Below are 16,383 nucleotides of genomic sequence, written 5' to 3' on the forward strand. Positions count from 1 at the left end.
TTTCGCGAAGACGCGACGTCGTTGGTAGACTCGAAGGATTGTGTGACAATCCAGTGAACCATTCATGGCACTCAAGTGCCTGAATCAGGAAGGTGGCAAGATCTTATGGCTGGTTACGAATTTACCAACGAACAGAATGCGACTTTTTCAAGCCTGGCTCACAAGATGGGATGGGTCGGATGGTTCTTCATTGTGATTGGCGTTTTCAATCTGATTGGAGCTGTTCTCTTACTGACGGCCATCTATCGAAGTGAAATTCCCGAGTCGTACCTCGAAAATCTGCCTGCCGAAGTGAAGACGGAACTCGGCAAAGCTGAAGTTCCTCCACAGAACCGGCTTTGGGGATTTGTTACCAATGCTGCGCTGGGGGGAGTGATCTATCTGTGTATCGGTGGCTGGACACGATCGGCGGCGGCGTCGTTTTCGCAAATCGCGACGACGGAAAATCGGGATATCCCGCATTTGATGGATGGTCTCTCTTCACTCAATTCGATGTATAGCCTGTTTTATACGCTGCTGGTGATCATGTTGATTTTCTTTGTGGTCACAATGGGAATGACGCTCTACGCGACGATCATGTCGTGACTGGTATTTGAAATTAAAGATTGGTGGCAATGAGAATTGCGAAGCCAACTCAGCGAGAGAAGTCCGTGGCTTTAATGACGACGAGAGTGATGTCGTCACACTGAGGCGATTGCGAAACGAATTCTCTCGCTGCGCGATGCACTTCTGTGACGATTTCATCTGCGGGGCGGTGGCGATGTTTTAAGGCGAGATCGATCAGTCGTTCGTGCCCGAATAACTCGCCCTTCTCCGGGGTGTAAGACTCTTCGATTCCATCGGTCGGGAGAAGGATGAGATCTCCCGGCAACAGCTTCTTCTCTTCGGCACTCTCAATCCTTGAATCGTGAGTGATTCCGAGCGGAAGGCCCGTTGAACCGAGAGTTTCGATGTCGCCGTTTTCACGCAGCAGGAATCCTCGGTGACCCGCTCCTGCGTGGAGGAACGTCTGTTTCCGATGGTGAAGCCGTCCGAGAAGGATCGTGACGAAGTGACCGGAATTGTTGGCGATGTAGAGTTGGTTGGCGTGTGTCAGAACGGAGCCCGGAGTGAAATCGGGTTCAACGAGAGCCCGTAGATAAGCTTGAGTTTGAGCCATCACAAGACTGGGACCCAAACCGTGGCCGCTGACATCGGCAACGACAACTCCGAGCGTTTCTTCGTCGATCGGAATAAAGTCGAAGAAGTCGCCACTGACTCTCTCTGCTGGAAAAACGCGACCGGCAATATCGAAGGATTGAACCGCGGGAGAAGTTGCCGGGAAGAGTGACTGTTGAACCGTTCGGGCAGCATCAATTTCTGCGCGATCGGCACTGGCTTTGACTTCGTCGGTAATGTCCTGGCCATCCCCGACGTAATGCGTGATCTTCCCGGTGTCATCTTTGAGGCTCGTAATCGTCAGCCGCTGAAGATACTCGGTTCCATCCTTGCGTCGATTCCAGATTCTGCCTTCCCAGTAACCGACTTCTGAAATGGCTTTCCACATCTCCTGATAGAACTTGTCGTCGTGGCGTCCCGATCTCAATAGACGTGGAGTCTGTCCGACGACTTCTTCGTGCGAATATCCAGTGAGAGCGGTGAAGCTGTCGTTGACCCGAAGAATCGTCCCGGACCGATCGGTGATGACAATGCTGTCATGCGTATCAAATGCGACCGCAGCGATTCTCAGATCTTCCCGGGTCTTTCGAAGCTTGTCGTTAGCCTGACTGAGATGCTCCGTCTCTTCGGCGACTCGTTGGCGAAGCGTCCGGTAAACCTCTCTTTGCAGCTTCTCTGATTGGTCATGGTCGATCGCAATCGCAGCGAGTTGGCTGGCGACTTCGAGGACTTCGAGTTCGACGGGAGCCGGGTGGCTCTGCTGGTCGTAAAACATTGAAAAGACGCCGCCGACGTCTCCGGAAAACGACATCACAGGTCGCGACCAGCACGATTTCATTCCCGTTCGATTGGCCCAGCCTGCGAGAGCGGTCCATGCGGGATGAGCACCAATGTTCTCGGCGCTGACCCGAAATGAATGCGGGTTGGAATCGACAGATTGCAGCAGGTGTTGACCGTAGTCCGTCTCTTCAAATTCTTTGACATTCAATTCCGGCAAATTCGGAGCAGCGAGAAGTTCAAGGCGATTGACGCCGATGACCTTCTCGAAGATCGCGCACTTCATCCCGGGAAGCAGGTTTTCGACAGATTGGATGAGCGCACTCAAAGCGTCCGGCAGGGGAGTTCCTTGTGTGATATTGTCCAGCAATCTCCGTCTTGCATATTCAGAGACTTGCAGAATCTTCCGCTCACGCATGTCGAGGATCGAGGCCCGCAGAACATCTCTGCCTCCCCATGGCATTCTGACAAGTCGGACTTCACACGGAATGCGTTCTCCGTTTGCGTTGCGATGCCACCATTCGAAAATGGGCGTCTCTCCCTGGACTGCCAATTGAATCTGTCTCGCTCCAATCACTTCGGAGCGACCAGTCGGTTGGAACGGAGGACTCAGGTCGAAGGGACCAAATTGGAGCAATTCATCGCGGTCGTAGCCGAAGAGTTCAACCGCCATCGGGTTGACTTCGATGAAGCGGCCCGTTTCGGCGTCGAGAATGACAATGGCTTCGGGCGAATAGGACATCAACGTTTGAACACGCTGATCTGTCTCGACTTCCGTGCTTTGAGAATCTGGGGCTGACGCCTTGGAAGAAGGCTGTCTGTTCTCTGCTTCGACGTCTGAAGGAGTGAGAGGATTGCGATTGCCGGTCATGGCGTCGTCCTGCGTTTCGCATGCCGCTCGTTGCACCGGAACATTCTGTCCACCGTTTGCCTTAACGTCTGGGGCGCTCCTCGGATCAAAACTCTTTCAGATCGCCATCTTTAATCTACGCTTCAAGATTTGTTGATACAAGAGTTTGGTTCCGATTCGGCGATGTCCGAGCGTCGACCGAATCCCTTTTCAGCTGAGTAAGCTTGCAGTTTCAGTCGACGAAATTGGAAAGAGGGATGTTATTGATGCATGTCGCGGGAAAGAAAGCGCTTCGCGAGCGGGCCGCAGAGAGCGGCGGAAAAGCGTAAAGGAGCACGGATAAGCGTGAAAAAAGTGAAGGAGCAATGTGTGACCATGACATTTCAAGGTGCGTCTCGACAGAGATCACACATTACCCCCTCTATTCATGAGATCTGCAAACAAACTCAATCTGTGACAATAAATTGGGAGATTTGCCCAGATTGAGAAAAACAGCGTCAGGCCAAGACAGAGGGGGCGGAGAAATCTCAGGCGGATTTCAGTTTCGACCGACGTCTGAGAACTGTGAGGCCAGCCAGAGTGGCTGTCGCCCAGAGAGTCATCGAACCGGGTTCCGGAGCGGTTCCCAATTTCGCAGATGAATCTCCACTAACGAAAGATGAGTCAGAGAGGCTTGCGTTGCCTCCATCCCAATCAGGGTGTCGGTTCGGACCGCTGCCGTTCGGAGGATTGTTTGTGTTCGGCAAGCTCGGAGGAGTCGGCTTCGCGAGAATTGACCGTGCGTCTTCCTGAGGGTTATTGCTTTCGAGGAGTGCCAATAACTCGTCGAGAAGAGGGCCATGCCAATCGGTGCGGCGGAAACTACGCATCAGCTGCACTACGGACCGCCGAGCCTTTCTTTTGAATTTGCGTGCATCTCGAGCAGACGGGTTTGAGTCGCTGAAATCGAGAAGATCATGGACGAAGCCCACGACATTGCTCGTGGTCGAAGCGTCGAGCATGTAAGTCGGGGTCGGCGGGTGAGGAAGAATGAAGTCCGCCTCCGCGGATGTGGCGGCAGAAGCAAGGAGAAACGCGGTCAGAAGGGCCAGGGAGCGTCGCGTATTCATAGGTGTGAGACTTTGGTGTGATTTGTTTCAGGTTGATACAGGCAATAGGCAGTCCTCTTCCGTGAGTTTCTAAAATCTGGCCGGTTAAGTGGGTTCGTCGTGATTTCTCCACACAATCCACGTTAAGAAGACTGTGAGATCTTTGTCAAACAAAAACTCTTGACAATTTGACAAGAGATTTCGGCGCCAGTGTTTCCTGAATGAAACGGAGAAAGTCCCGCTTTCTGGCTGAAATTACGTTCGCGTGCTGAGTCTTTAAGGTGGCGGGAAATGTGATGTTGAAAACGTGCCACCGTTGCCTGACTGCCACGTTTCAGTCGCCAAGAGGATGTCAATGCGCCTGTGAAGTGTGGAAGAAATGCATCAACGTTGATGTGTTAAGCTGAGGGTTTTCCGTGTTCTGTAGGGTTTCCAGAAAATTCGCTTGATTCTTCTTGCTTCCGATCTTTGACGACCAGTATGATCAAAATCGAATTCGTAAGACCGTGCAAGTTGCGTGGGTTTTGCGGGTTGATGGGATCAACAAAGAGTTAACATCGGGAGAGTTAAATGGGACGGTATTTGGGAGCGTTTTGCGCCACTTTAGTGGTTGCAGGGCTCGGGGCCAGCAGTGCGAAGGCAGATTTCCTTATTGGGGGTACAGCCAACTTTGGGAGCGATCCTGCTGAAGTGACAGTCAAAATCGAGGACCTCGGAGGATCTCTGAAGTTCACGATTACTTCGATTCCCGCCCCCGGAACAGGGAACATCGGAGATTTGCAGGGTTTCTTCTTTGATGTGAACGACAGCAGTTTGCTCAGCGGCTTGTCAGTCACTGGAGCGGACGTCACCGGATCCGACTTCTCCGGAAGCACACGGAATCTCGGAAACGGAGTGAACCTGAACGGTGACGGGAACTACAATTTTGACGCTGGAGTCAAAATTGGAACGTCCGGGATGGGAACAGACGATATTCAAACAACATCATTTGTCCTGTCTCATTCAACTCAGAGCCTCGACCTGAGCTTGGTGACAAGCCCCAGCTACTTCGGCGTTCGATTGACCAGCGTCGGGCCAGTTGACGGCAGCCGAGGTGGATCGAGCAAGCTTAAAGGCCCAGGAGATCCATTCCTGACAACAGTTCCGGAACCATCATCGTTCGCGCTGTTGGGACTCGGTTCGATTGGAATGGCACGTTTGGCCCGTCGTCGACGATCGAACTAGATCTCAATACGCAACAATTGTCCGGTTCAAGTCTCTTCCCAGAGTGGATGATACGGTAAACAACCTGGCTTGAATCAGACACGATTTGATCTAAGAATGTCATGAACCCCGGCAGTCACCTGTCGGGGTTTTTTCGTTGAAGCGTCCATTCGACGAGACCGCTTTCGGGGCCCCTCGGTGCTCTCACGAACTCAGTGATGATTCGCGATCTCGTGCGAATTCTGAATCGCTCATTCAAACCTTGGATGAACTCGTTCAACACAATCGCAGGGAGCGCGGTTTGGGGGACGACGAAACGAAAAAACTCTGCGACCACACAGTTGGTGATCGCAGAGATGAAATTGCAATTCGAAGGGATTCTCAGCGTCGAGCAGACTGACTCACCACAGTTTGATTGAGCGACCGAGAAACTTCTGCTTCGATGGGTGAATCGAATTAAGAATTGATCTTTCGGCGTCGACGAGCAACCAGTCCTGCGATTCCAGCAACTCCCCACAGGGCGAAAGTTGTTGGTTCAGGAACAGTATTGAACGGGTCTCCCTGGTATAGAGAGACGTGGGAAATGGCTCCAGCACCCGGCCAGAAGTTTTCAATACTAATGTCCATCATTCCATCCCAGGAGATCGCGAATAGATACCAGGCTGGATCTTGGTTTCCATCTTTGACGAGCAGGTAGTTCGCTGTCGTCAATTTCGGACCAGAGACGTACTCGATGAGTGCGTTTCCGGGGTCTCCGACTGGATTGCTGTAGGTCGTCGTGTAGCTGGCAGCGAACGGTCCAGTATCGGATCCTGTCGCGTCCCCGTCTTCATTAGATGTGTAAAGATCTGTGGAATTACCGATCAGGCCGTCGAGGATCGTATTGATCTGGGCCTGCGACGTCTCTGTTCCGGTTGCGAAAGCCGGCGTCAAAGGTGTGATCGTCAGGTCAGCTTCGGCTCGGCCCGTTCCTAAGGTTGCGACCATTGCGGCCGCGCACAATATCCTCAAGCAAGTTCTCATGATGCTTCTCCGTTGTTACCCGCTAACTCTTCCCTGGAAAGACATCTTCCCTGGCACTGAGACACCCACAAGCCCGACAGGTGGTGAGTTCAATCTGGAGGGTTTGTAACGCATCTTCTGATTGTGCATTTTACATCGGCGTGGTGAGTAAATGCAACTCTGGGGTTGACAGGGTTGGATTGCCATGCAAGTGGGGGTAGTCTGTCGCGTGGAGAAATACCAGAAGTCCCAATGGAATCGAGACTCAATGCTTCCCACTCTGATTGGTCAACCTGCGCCGAAGTTTCGACTCCCGGCTGTACAATACGGTGCTGAAGAAACCGAATGGAGAACGCCTGAGTCCTACGCGGGGGAGTGGCTTGTTCTGTTCTTCTATCCGCGTGATTTTTCGTTTGTGTGCCCGACCGAGTTGACCGCGTTCAGTGCCCATTTCGAGGAGTTCCGCTTGAGGAACTGCCAGATTCTCGGGATCAGTGTCGATACTCTGGACGATCATCGTCGCTGGTTTGAGACTCCGGTTTCCGAAGGGGGAATTGGTCCGTTGCGGTTTCCTCTCGCTTCCGATCAGGCTGGGGAATTTGCTCGGGCGTGCGGAGTCTGGCTCGAGGAGAAGCAGTGTGCTGCGCGGGGATTGTTGATTATCGATCCAGATGGTGTCGTCCAATACTTTGTGGCGCACAATACCAGTGTCGGCCGCAATAGCGACGAGGTGTTGCGAGTTCTTGATGCGGTTCAGTCTGGAGGATTGTGTCCGGAAAGCTGGGCAGCTGCGGACGGGACAATTGATATTGTCAACGAACTGAAACCGGGAAGAGTTCTCGGGCAGTATCGTCTGGTTTCCCAACTTGGAGCAGGCGGCTTCGGGAACGTTTTTCTCGCGGACGATCTGACGCTGAATCGCAGGGTTGCACTCAAAGTGATCCGCGCGACTGCTTCGTCGGCTCGTGAGCAGGTGATCGCTGAAGCACGGGCTGCAGCGAGTCTGAATCACCCCAATGTCTGCACCGTCTTCGCAGTCGAAACGATTGGGGGACTTCCCATGATCGTCATGGAGTATGTGGAAGGAGACAGTCTTTCCGAGATTGAATTGTCGTCGTTGAATAGCAAAGAACGAGCACGAATCGCTGTCGATATCTCCTCTGGGCTAACAGAAGCGCATGCCCATGGGATTGTTCACGGCGACCTGAAACCAGCGAACGTCATCGTTTCAAACGGGGGACGGGCGACGCTTCTCGATTTCGGTCTCGCTCGACATTCCCGCGATGGATTGCCGCAGACTGGACCAACAACCGATGCGAATGTTGGAAACGATGTTGATGTCACAGTGATTGGGGTCGCTGTCGACGAAAACGAAAAACGACCCGTCGGAGCACTCAGTGGCACTCCGCGGTATATGTCTCCCGAACAAACGTTGGGAGAACGGGCCACGACAGCCTCGGACATCTACTCGTTCGGTTTGATTCTCTTTGAGTTGATCTCAACACGTCCCGCGATTCCGAAATTGCCATTGGTGGAAATCCTCGACTCAATCCGGTCGGGCCGGGTTCGAGAACAGGTTCTCAGTAATGTCGGAAGTTCCGCTTCGACGCTCCTTGCGGAGATGCTCGCAACCGATCCCGAATCACGGCCGACAGCCAGCGACGTCAAACATGAGCTGTCAGCCATGAATTTTGACGACTGATCTCCCCGGAGACTCTTTCGGCCGAAAGCACGGAGAGTGGCGTCTTTTTTGCGAAAAATGACGGGTGTGTCGTTCGGGTTGACGTGAAATTGGGGGCGCGATGGCGACCCCGTTGTTGGCGGCCACGATCATTTGGGCGAATTTTGATGAATTGTTGCTAACCATCTCTGTCGGTGCGACATTTGTAGGTATGGAAGCGCCGCACCACGACAACAATGAAGCCGAAATTGTCTCGTTGCTGACCGAGATTCAACTTCCGCTCTTACTGTATGTGAGGTCTCTTTTACCTGGAGACCCCTCCGCCCGTGATGTGGCGCAGCAGGCCAATGCAAAAATCTGGCAGCTGCGAGAACAGTTCGAGGTGGGAACAAACTTCAAAGCCTGGGCGTTTTCGATTGCGCGATACGAAGTCTTGTATTATCGCAAACAGCAGGCGCGCGATGCCCGGTTCGTATTTAGTTCCGAGTTGGAAGAGATCATCAGCGAAGAAATTTCGGAGGGGACTGCACAACTCGAACGTCAGAGCGAAGCACTTCGCGAGTGCATGCGGACGCTTCGTGACAGGGATCGAGAATTGATTCTTCATCGCTATGCAAGCGGGGAATCATTGGCGATTTATGCGGAACGCATGGGAAGAAGTCTCAGCGGTCTGAAAGTCGCCTTGCACCGGCTGCGAAACAGCTTGTCGCGATGCATTCAACAGAGACTTGAGACTCGGGGAAGCTCATCATGACCGAACAGGAACTGATGAAACTGATTGATGCGTTGCTCGATGGGGACATCTCAGAAGCCGATTTTCTGCGTCTCGAAGCGGAATTGAGTGTCGATTCAAAGGCGCGGAAGGCGTATTACGATCGCACAGCCCTGACGATGCTTCTCGAAGATTCCGCTGCAGAAGTACAAGGTGAGAACGTTTCGACAACAAAACGACGTTCTTCAAAACGACCGGAATCAGCTTGGCGAAAAGCATTTGCAGCCATGGCGATCGTGTGTGCGTTGCTCTTCGGTTTGACTGTCTGGCTCATCGGCAGTTCGTTGTTGGATGACGCAGGCAACAAACTTGTTGAGAACGAGAACGGAACCTCGCCTCGAATTGAAGACAAAGAAGATCAGGCAACTGGATTCGCGGTTGTGATGGCACAATCGGATGCGGTCTGGGGGGCAGGGCAATCGCTTCACGACGGAAGCCTCGTTCCGCTGGGCGAAATTCAATTGGAACAGGGTGTTGTCCAGTTGGAGTTGTTTAGCGGTGTGATGGTGATCGTTGAGGGGAAAGCTCGCTTTTCGATTGAGTCTCCGATGGAAATGACAGTTGCCGAAGGACAGGTCCGAGCACAGGTTCCCGAACCGGCGCAGGGGTTTCGAGTTCGAACTTCGGGAGGCGAAGTCGTCGATTTAGGGACGGAGTTCGCAATTCACGCAGGCCCGGATTCTTCCGAAGTTCATGTCTTGGAAGGGGAAATCGAATGGAGACCGAAGACAAACGTCGTTCGGAAGCTTCACGAGGGCGAAGCACTGCGATTGATCGACGACGGCGATGAACAAACCATCCCTGCGAATCGGTCACAATTTATCGGGGCTGCCGAACTTTATGAGTCTCTGAATGCAGAGAAGATCACGAAACGAGCCCGTTGGAACACTTACCGTAAGAAGCTGCAAGAGGACGAACGCGTTGTTGCGTGGTACTCGATGGACACTCCGCGGAGTTCTCGTCGTCGAATTGCCAATCAGGCGGAACGAGGTTCTATGCGGGCTGGTGAAGGTGCTGTCGTCGCTGCGTCTCCGGCTCAAGATCGTTGGGGAACAGAAGGAGCTGCTCTCGATTTCAGTCCCACAGGAAGCCGTGTGCGTTTGAACATTTCGGGCGAACTGCGATCGATGACGCTCTCGACATGGGTTCGCATCAACAGTCTGGATCGCTGGTACAACTCGTTGTTTCTGACGGATGGTCATGAATTGAACGAGCCTCACTGGCAAATCATGGATGACGGCCGGTTGTTCTTTTCCGTAAAGAAACGGGACGAGTTTGATCGCTCTCGAGGAGAGCGCGACAAGCATATTTATTACTCGCCTCCGTTCTGGAACAGCTCGATGAGTGGGCAGTGGCTGATGTTGACCACTGTGTACGACGTCGATGCCATGAAGGTCACGCACTATCTCAACGGGGACGTGATCAGTCAGGAACGCATCCCCGAGGAATACGTCGTTGAGGCGGTTCGAATTGGAAATGCTTCGCTTTGCAACTGGGGATTACCCACTCGCGAAGATCCTCATTTTGCTGTCCGAAACCTCAACGGAAGCATGGACGAATTTGTCATATTCTCAGCAGCCTTGTCTGCTCTGGAAGTAAAGGACTTATACGAAAATGGTCGTCCGTAACTTTTGGAATCGAATGACACTCGTCGTCACAAGTCTCCTTCTTCTCTCGGGAAGTCTGTGCGCAGACGTTCCCTCTGAAGGAAACGAAAAGGCGGCGCGGTTGTTCACGTTGAAAGTCTTGCCGACCCTGAAGGCCAAATGCTTTGGCTGTCATGGTGATGATCCGGAAGCCATCAAAGGTGAACTGGATGTGCGGACTCTTGAAGGTCTGTTGCGAGGCGGGGAATCGGGAGAGCCGTCGATTGTCGTGGGGCATCCCGAAGAAAGTTCCCTCGTGAGCGCGATCAAATGGGACCTGCTCGAAATGCCTCCGAAAGAGAACGATCGTCTCACGGAGAAGCAAATTGAACAGGTCGAAGAATGGATTCGTTTCGGGGCTCCGTGGCCATCACTCGAAGAGCAGCGACGAATTCGTGACGAAGAAGCAAAGGTCATCGAAAACGAAGACGGCCTGATCGTCAAAACAAGCGGCGGACTTTCTGACGAGTGGACGACTCGACGTTATGCCCCTGACGACTTGTGGGCTTTTCGTCCGCTGGCGGAAGTGACTGTTCCGGAAAACGGACACCCTGTTGACTACTTCATTCAACGCAAACTGAAGAGCGCCGGTTTTCCTCCCGCAGCTCAAGCCGATCCAGAAACTCTCATCCGCCGCGCAACACTCGATTTGATCGGGTTGGCGCCCACGCCTCAAGAGATTGCTCAATTCAAACAGGAATGGAATCAAGACTCGGAACAAGCCTGGAGCAACTTAATCGACCGGTTGCTGGAGAGTCCGCATTATGGCGAACGTTGGGGACAACACTGGTTGGATGTTGTCCGATATGCGGACACAGGCGGATATGCAAATGATTATGAACGTTCGAATGCATGGCGCTATCGAGATTATGTAATTCGTTCATTTAATAACGACAAGCCTTACAATCAGTTTGTTGTCGAGCAACTTGCCGGAGATGAACTCGCTGACGCTTCGGTTCGTGAAAGAACAGGGGTCGACGAAAACGGACTCCATCAGATCCGGTTAAAGGGCGACTACACTCAGGAAGAGAGCGAATGGCTTGTTGCGACCGGATTCTTGCGCATGGGACCGTGGGACAATGCGATGGTCCTGCAACCGGAGGCGCGACAAATCTATCTTGACGACCTTGTGAACTCGGTCGGACAGTCGTTTCTGTCAACGACGATGCGGTGCTTCAAGTGTCACGATCACAAATTCGATCCACTTCCGACTCGCGATTACTACCGAATGTATGCGGCCTTCGCCGGAACTCAAATGGCGGAACGGCCCGCTCCATTCCTGGATAGTGAGAACCGTGACGGCTTCGAGGAAGGTAAACGTCACGTTGAAAAAATGCTTCAGTTTGCGACCGAGGAAAAGAATCGAATCCTTGCAAAGCAGGAAGCAGCTGCGAAAGCATGGTTCGATGAACGGGGGTTGAAGTATTTAACTCCGCAAGAACGGAAAGAACTTCCAGACGAAGAGAAACCACCGCGTCATGTCGGACTTGATCACGTTGATGAAGGTCAACTGAAGGTTCGTGAACAGGATGAATGGATTTGGACACGAAGACTCGAACGCTACGAGCCGATGGTTCAGAGTGTTTTCAATGCATCAGATGAAGACGTTGGAAACCGATTTGCCCGAAAGTTGAGATTGAAGAATAAGGTTGATCAGAAATTAATTCCAACGTCGACCATTTTACTTGGCGGGGGCTTAAGTGCTCCGGGGGATGAAGTCTTGCCGGGCGTGTTGAGTGCTGTTGGACTCGAAGCGAATCCATCTTCTTCGGTGGACCCGTACCTGCTTGACAGCCAATTAGAAAGGCGACGACTTGGATTGGCGAAATGGATTGTCCATCCCGAGAATGCTCTCGCTGTGCGGTCGATCGTGAATCGGATTTGGCAACATCACTTCGCTAAACCCATCGCAGCCAATCCAAACAACTTCGGCGCGAAGGGAGGACGACCGACTCATCCTGAACTGCTTGACTGGCTGGCGAACGAATTCGTTCAGCGAGGTTGGAGCTTTAAGGAAATGCACCGGTTGCTGATGAACTCCGAGACGTATCGTCAGGCGAGTTATCATCCTCAAGTTGAAGAGTTGCAAACGATAGATCCGAACAATGACCTGTTTGCTTACGCGAACTCACGCAGATTGACGGCGGAGGAAATTCGCGACAGCATTCTGGCGATCACCGGGGAACTGAACCGGGACGTCGGTGGGCTTCCGGTAATGCCGGAAATGAATATGGAAGTCGCTCTTCAACCTCGAATGATTCAGTTCTCGCTGGCCCCGACTTATCAGCCGTCTCCCACTCCGGAGATGCGAAACCGTCGAACAATTTATGCTTATCGCGTTCGAGGGCAGGCGGACCCATTCCTGGAACTGTTTAATCAACCGAATCCGAACGATTCGTGTGAAGCCCGCGATTCCGCAGCGGTGACTCCGCAAGCATTCACGTTGCTGAACAGCGACATGATGATTGATCGTTCCATTGCTCTCGCACTTCGATTGCAACGCGAGAACGATTCGATCGAGGATCAGGTTCGACAGGCGTTCGAGTTGTGTTATGGACGCCAAGCCACTTCGGAGGACGTTGAACAAATGGTCGGATACGTCTCCGCGATGCGAGAGTATCATCAGAAGGTGGATCCTCAACCGGCCGACTATCCGACTGAGATTACTCGTTCACTTGTCGAAGAATTCTCCGGGAAACCGTTCGAGTATCAGGAGATTCTTCCAGTCTTCGAAAAGTATCAATCCGATCCGAAGGCAGCGGATGTTGACGCCAACGTTCGAGCTCTTGCCGATATGTGTCTGTTGCTCTTAAACAGCAATGAGTTCCTATTTGTTTATTAAACATCTCAGTTTTACCAAATGTCTCAACTGAATTGAGATCTCAGGAATATAAAAATCAACCATTGATCGTTTTCAGTCACACTGAATTCGAACTCGTAGAACGGAGCTGTCAAAATGCGAAGACCTATCTGCTCTCGACCTGAGTCAACACTGTCATCCCGTCGAGATTTTCTCTATGGACTGGGAGCGAGTTTGGGATCGGTGGCCTTAAGTGACCTCCTCGCTCGGGAAGGCGTGGCTGTTGGTTCGCAAGGCGATGCTTCGGCTGGACCGCTGGCAATGAAGCCGCCAATGCACCCAGCGAAAGCCAAAGCATGTATCATGCTCTTCATGGAAGGGGGGCCAAGTCAGGCGGATACATTTGATCCCAAGCCGAAGCTGAACGAACTTCACAAGACAGAGTCCAAGATGACAGCTGGTCTTGAGAATGGATTTCGCTTCTATGTGGGGAGCCCTTTCGGAACACGCAAGGTCGGCGAGTCCGGATTGGACATGTGTGACCAGTGGGTTCACCTCGCCGATCCCGAAGTGGCAGACGAGTTGTGTAATTATCGAGGATGTCAGGCGGAGTCGCTGAATCATCCGGAAGCTCTCTATCACATGAACACAGGCAGCCGGCTGGGGGCGGATCCATCACTCGGAGCATGGGCGGCATACGGACTGGGAACCGAGAATCAGAATCTCCCCGGATATGTCGTCATGACGGAATTAGCTCTTCCTCAGGGGGGACCGGGCAACTGGAGCAATGGTTTCCTCCCGGCACATTATCAGGGGACGCGACTTCGCCCGGAAGGTTCTCCGATCCTCGATTTGCAATCTCCTTCGTTCAAGAGTCGCGATCATCAGCGAAGGGCCTTGGATGAACTGGCCCGTCTCAATGAGCGACATGCTGCACGACATCCTCAACACGATGCTTTGTCTGCACGTATGGAAAGCTATGAGCTGGCGTTTCGAATGCAGACAGCTGTTCCGGATGTGATTCAACTGGAAAAAGAACCAGAACACATTCAGCAGATGTACGGGATGGATGACCCGGAAACGGAAAAGTTCGGTCGTCAATGCCTGATGGCACGTCGTCTCGTTGAGAACGGCGTTCGCTTTGTTCAAATCTTCTCAGGAGGCTGGGACAGCCACGACTATCTCGAACGTGGACACTCGTCCCGAATTCGAAGTGTGGATAAGCCGGTCGCTGCACTGATCAAGGATCTCAAACGACGGGGAATGCTCGACGAGACCCTTGTGATCTGGACGGGAGAATTCGGCCGGACACCTGATAACAATCGGCGCGGGGGAGTCTACTCTCTCGGACGTGGGCACAACATTGACGCAATGACGATGATGCTCGCCGGAGGCGGAGTGAAGAAAGGGGCGATCGTGGGAGCGACCGACGAGATCGGTGCGGAAGCGGTGGAATGCGTTCACCCGATTCGAGACCTGCACGTTACACTTCTGCATTTGCTCGGCCTCGACGACAATAAGTTGACATACTTCCACGCAGGAAGATTCAAGCAGTTGAGCCAGTTCGGGGGAGAAGTGATCCCTGAGCTGATTGCGTAGCAGTCGAAGATTGACCAACTTAATGGGCTGCTGTGGATCATCTGCAACGTGTTGGGAAAGTGACTATCACTCAGGAAGGAATATTCGTGAACGCTGAGTTGTCGAACAGATTTCGTCGTTGGATTGGCCTGTCTCTGTCAATCGTTTTCTTTCTTCTATTCTTCTGCGGAACGGGAGGCGTGGCACGATCAGCTGATCAGCCCAACATCCTGTACATCATGTCTGATGACCACGCAGCCCACGCGATTGGAGCATACGGAAGTCGTCTGGCAGAACTCGATCCCACTCCAACGCTTGATCGACTGGCGAAAGAAGGGGCGATTGCGACGAACGTCTTCTGCACGAATTCCATCTGCACACCAAGTCGTGCGACGATCATGACGGGACAATATTCCCATGTGAATGGTGTCACGACGTTGAGCGGAACGATCGCCGAACCGCAACAGCATCTGCCTCGGCTCATGGGAGAAGCTGGCTACGAAACGGCCATGGTCGGGAAGTGGCATTTAAAAGCAGAACCGGCAGCTTTCGACTTCTACACAGTCTTACCGGGGCAGGGGTCGTATTTTAATCCAGTCTTTCGAGTGAATGGTCCCAACCCCTGGCCTAAGAATACCTATCAAGTCTCTGGTTACGACAGCAAGCACTCGTCCGATGCGATTACTGGTGTTTCATTGAAGTGGTTGAAGAATCGCAAACAGAAGGATCGCCCGTTTTTTCTGATGCACCATTTCAAAGCTCCGCATGATAATTTCGAGAATGCGGAGCGTTACGACTGGTTATATTCAGATATTGAAATCCCCGAGCCAGCGAGTTTGTGGGAACGTGAAAAGCACGGCCCTTTAGGACTGGAGCAATATGGGACGTCCGTCGGATTAAGAAACACCCGTCGAAATATGGGGCATCATATGTTCGTCGATCCGGCTTTGACTGGGGACGATTACAAGCGTGAAGCCTATCAACGGTATCTGAAGAAGTTTCTGCGATGTGTCCGAGGTGTCGATGACAATGTTGCCCGATTGTTAGCGCATCTTGAAGAAACGGGTGAGCTGGACAATACCGTTGTGATCTATTCAGCGGATCAGGGGTTTATGCTCGGCGAGCATGATTATATCGATAAGCGATGGATGTATGAAGAGTCGTTGCGGATGCCATTTCTTGTGCGGTATCCGGAATCTGTTCCGGCGGGGACACGCGTGGAATCGATCATTAACAATGTCGACTTTGCGCCGACGATTCTTGATTTCGCCGGAGTTGAGAAACCCGAATTCATGCAGGGGCGAAGCTTTAAGTCACAGCTGGAGGGGGAAGCGGCACCCGCTGACTGGCCGGATGCAACTTACTATCGCTATTGGATGCATATGGCTCATCATGATAATCCCGCACACTTCGGGATTCGTACAGCCAATTACAAGTTGATCTATTTTTACGGTCAACCTCTCGATGCTCCCGGAGCTGCGAAAACGGTGACGGAACCTTATTGGGAACTCTACAACCTCCGCGAAGATCCCCACGAAATGCGAAACGTTATCGCCGATCCGGTTTACAGCGATGTGGTGCAAGAACTTAAGACGCGGTTGTTTGAGCTGCAACAAGAAGTGGGCGACTCGAGCGAAGGGCTGGAGATCGTCAATCCCCCACAAGCGAGCACTGAGAGGCTATCCGGAAACTGAGGTTTTTTGAAAGTCTGGTTTTGTTCACACTTTGCGGTTCATCAACGCAAAGGAGTGCACGGTGTCCGAGGCGATTCGAAAAGCGTACCCAAGTGACCTGACTGACCTTCAGTGGGAGATGATCGAAATGATTC

11 protein-coding genes are annotated in these 16,383 nt (G+C 52.5%); 8 read left to right on the plus strand and 3 right to left on the minus strand.

Annotation, left to right across the window (positions count from 1 at the left end; translation table 11 throughout):
* Positions 1 to 105: 105 nt before the first annotated feature.
* A complete protein-coding gene (locus KOR42_RS17560; RefSeq protein WP_146511152.1) occupies positions 106 to 585 on the plus strand; it encodes a hypothetical protein in 480 nt (159 codons plus the stop codon).
* A gap of 49 nt (positions 586 to 634) precedes the next feature.
* On the opposite strand, the gene KOR42_RS17565 is transcribed toward KOR42_RS17560, so the two are convergent.
* Positions 635 to 2,806, minus strand: coding sequence for a SpoIIE family protein phosphatase (locus KOR42_RS17565; RefSeq protein WP_146511153.1), 2,172 nt, complete (start codon positions 2,804 to 2,806; stop codon positions 635 to 637).
* A 506-nt stretch (positions 2,807 to 3,312) separates the two neighbouring features.
* Complete coding sequence (locus KOR42_RS17570; protein WP_146511154.1) at positions 3,313 to 3,894, minus strand: hypothetical protein; 582 nt, start codon at positions 3,892 to 3,894, stop codon at positions 3,313 to 3,315.
* A gap of 549 nt (positions 3,895 to 4,443) precedes the next feature.
* Here KOR42_RS17570 and KOR42_RS17575 point away from each other — a divergent pair.
* On the plus strand, positions 4,444 to 5,097 hold the full coding sequence (locus KOR42_RS17575; protein ID WP_146511155.1) for a PEP-CTERM sorting domain-containing protein: 654 nt from the start codon (positions 4,444 to 4,446) through the stop codon (positions 5,095 to 5,097).
* Positions 5,098 to 5,532: 435 nt separating this feature from the next.
* Here KOR42_RS17575 and KOR42_RS17580 read toward each other — a convergent pair whose 3' ends face one another.
* Positions 5,533 to 6,099: a PEP-CTERM sorting domain-containing protein gene (locus KOR42_RS17580; protein ID WP_146511156.1), complete on the minus strand. Its 567-nt coding sequence runs from the start codon at positions 6,097 to 6,099 to the stop codon at positions 5,533 to 5,535.
* Between the two features lie 247 nt (positions 6,100 to 6,346).
* Here KOR42_RS17580 and KOR42_RS26800 point away from each other — a divergent pair, with 247 nt between their 5' ends.
* From KOR42_RS26800 to KOR42_RS17610, 6 genes are all read left to right on the plus strand, one after another.
* Entirely contained in the window at positions 6,347 to 7,780 is a 1,434-nt protein-coding gene (locus KOR42_RS26800) for a protein kinase domain-containing protein (RefSeq protein ID WP_231740980.1), read from the plus strand.
* 100 nt (positions 7,781 to 7,880) lie between these two features.
* Positions 7,881 to 8,513, plus strand: a complete 633-nt coding sequence (locus KOR42_RS17590) for a sigma-70 family RNA polymerase sigma factor (RefSeq protein ID WP_231740981.1) — start codon at positions 7,881 to 7,883, stop codon at positions 8,511 to 8,513.
* On the plus strand, positions 8,510 to 10,159 hold the full coding sequence (locus KOR42_RS17595; protein WP_146511157.1) for a LamG-like jellyroll fold domain-containing protein: 1,650 nt from the start codon (positions 8,510 to 8,512) through the stop codon (positions 10,157 to 10,159). The genes KOR42_RS17590 and KOR42_RS17595 overlap by 4 nt, the downstream gene beginning before the upstream one ends.
* Positions 10,160 to 10,172: 13 nt before the next feature.
* On the plus strand, positions 10,173 to 13,019 hold the full coding sequence (locus KOR42_RS17600) for a PSD1 and planctomycete cytochrome C domain-containing protein (RefSeq protein WP_231740982.1): 2,847 nt from the start codon (positions 10,173 to 10,175) through the stop codon (positions 13,017 to 13,019).
* 114 nt (positions 13,020 to 13,133) lie between these two features.
* Positions 13,134 to 14,576: a DUF1501 domain-containing protein gene (locus KOR42_RS17605; RefSeq protein WP_146511159.1), complete on the plus strand. Its 1,443-nt coding sequence runs from the start codon at positions 13,134 to 13,136 to the stop codon at positions 14,574 to 14,576.
* Positions 14,577 to 14,755: 179 nt separating this feature from the next.
* Positions 14,756 to 16,249: a sulfatase family protein gene (locus KOR42_RS17610; RefSeq protein WP_231740983.1), complete on the plus strand. Its 1,494-nt coding sequence runs from the start codon at positions 14,756 to 14,758 to the stop codon at positions 16,247 to 16,249.
* The last annotated feature ends 134 nt before the right edge of the window (positions 16,250 to 16,383 follow it).

It is taken from the genome of Thalassoglobus neptunius (assembly GCF_007859735.1).
Lineage (GTDB): Bacteria > Planctomycetota > Planctomycetia > Planctomycetales > Planctomycetaceae > Thalassoglobus > Thalassoglobus neptunius.

Excerpts from the sequence above, each read along its gene's own strand:
- KOR42_RS17590 (WP_231740981.1), top strand. The coding sequence starts at position 7,881 with ATGGCGACCCCGTTGTTGGCGGCCACGATCATTTGGGCGAATTTTGAT.
- KOR42_RS17560 (WP_146511152.1), top strand. The coding sequence starts at position 106 with ATGGCTGGTTACGAATTTACCAACGAACAGAATGCGACTTTTTCAAGC.
- KOR42_RS17600 (WP_231740982.1), top strand. The coding sequence starts at position 10,173 with ATGACACTCGTCGTCACAAGTCTCCTTCTTCTCTCGGGAAGTCTGTGC.
- KOR42_RS17565 (WP_146511153.1), bottom strand. The coding sequence starts at position 2,806 with ATGACCGGCAATCGCAATCCTCTCACTCCTTCAGACGTCGAAGCAGAG.
- KOR42_RS17595 (WP_146511157.1), top strand. The coding sequence starts at position 8,510 with ATGACCGAACAGGAACTGATGAAACTGATTGATGCGTTGCTCGATGGG.
- KOR42_RS17570 (WP_146511154.1), bottom strand. The coding sequence starts at position 3,894 with ATGAATACGCGACGCTCCCTGGCCCTTCTGACCGCGTTTCTCCTTGCT.
- KOR42_RS17580 (WP_146511156.1), bottom strand. The coding sequence starts at position 6,099 with ATGAGAACTTGCTTGAGGATATTGTGCGCGGCCGCAATGGTCGCAACC.
- KOR42_RS17605 (WP_146511159.1), top strand. The coding sequence starts at position 13,134 with ATGCGAAGACCTATCTGCTCTCGACCTGAGTCAACACTGTCATCCCGT.
- KOR42_RS17575 (WP_146511155.1), top strand. The coding sequence starts at position 4,444 with ATGGGACGGTATTTGGGAGCGTTTTGCGCCACTTTAGTGGTTGCAGGG.
- KOR42_RS26800 (WP_231740980.1), top strand. The coding sequence starts at position 6,347 with ATGCTTCCCACTCTGATTGGTCAACCTGCGCCGAAGTTTCGACTCCCG.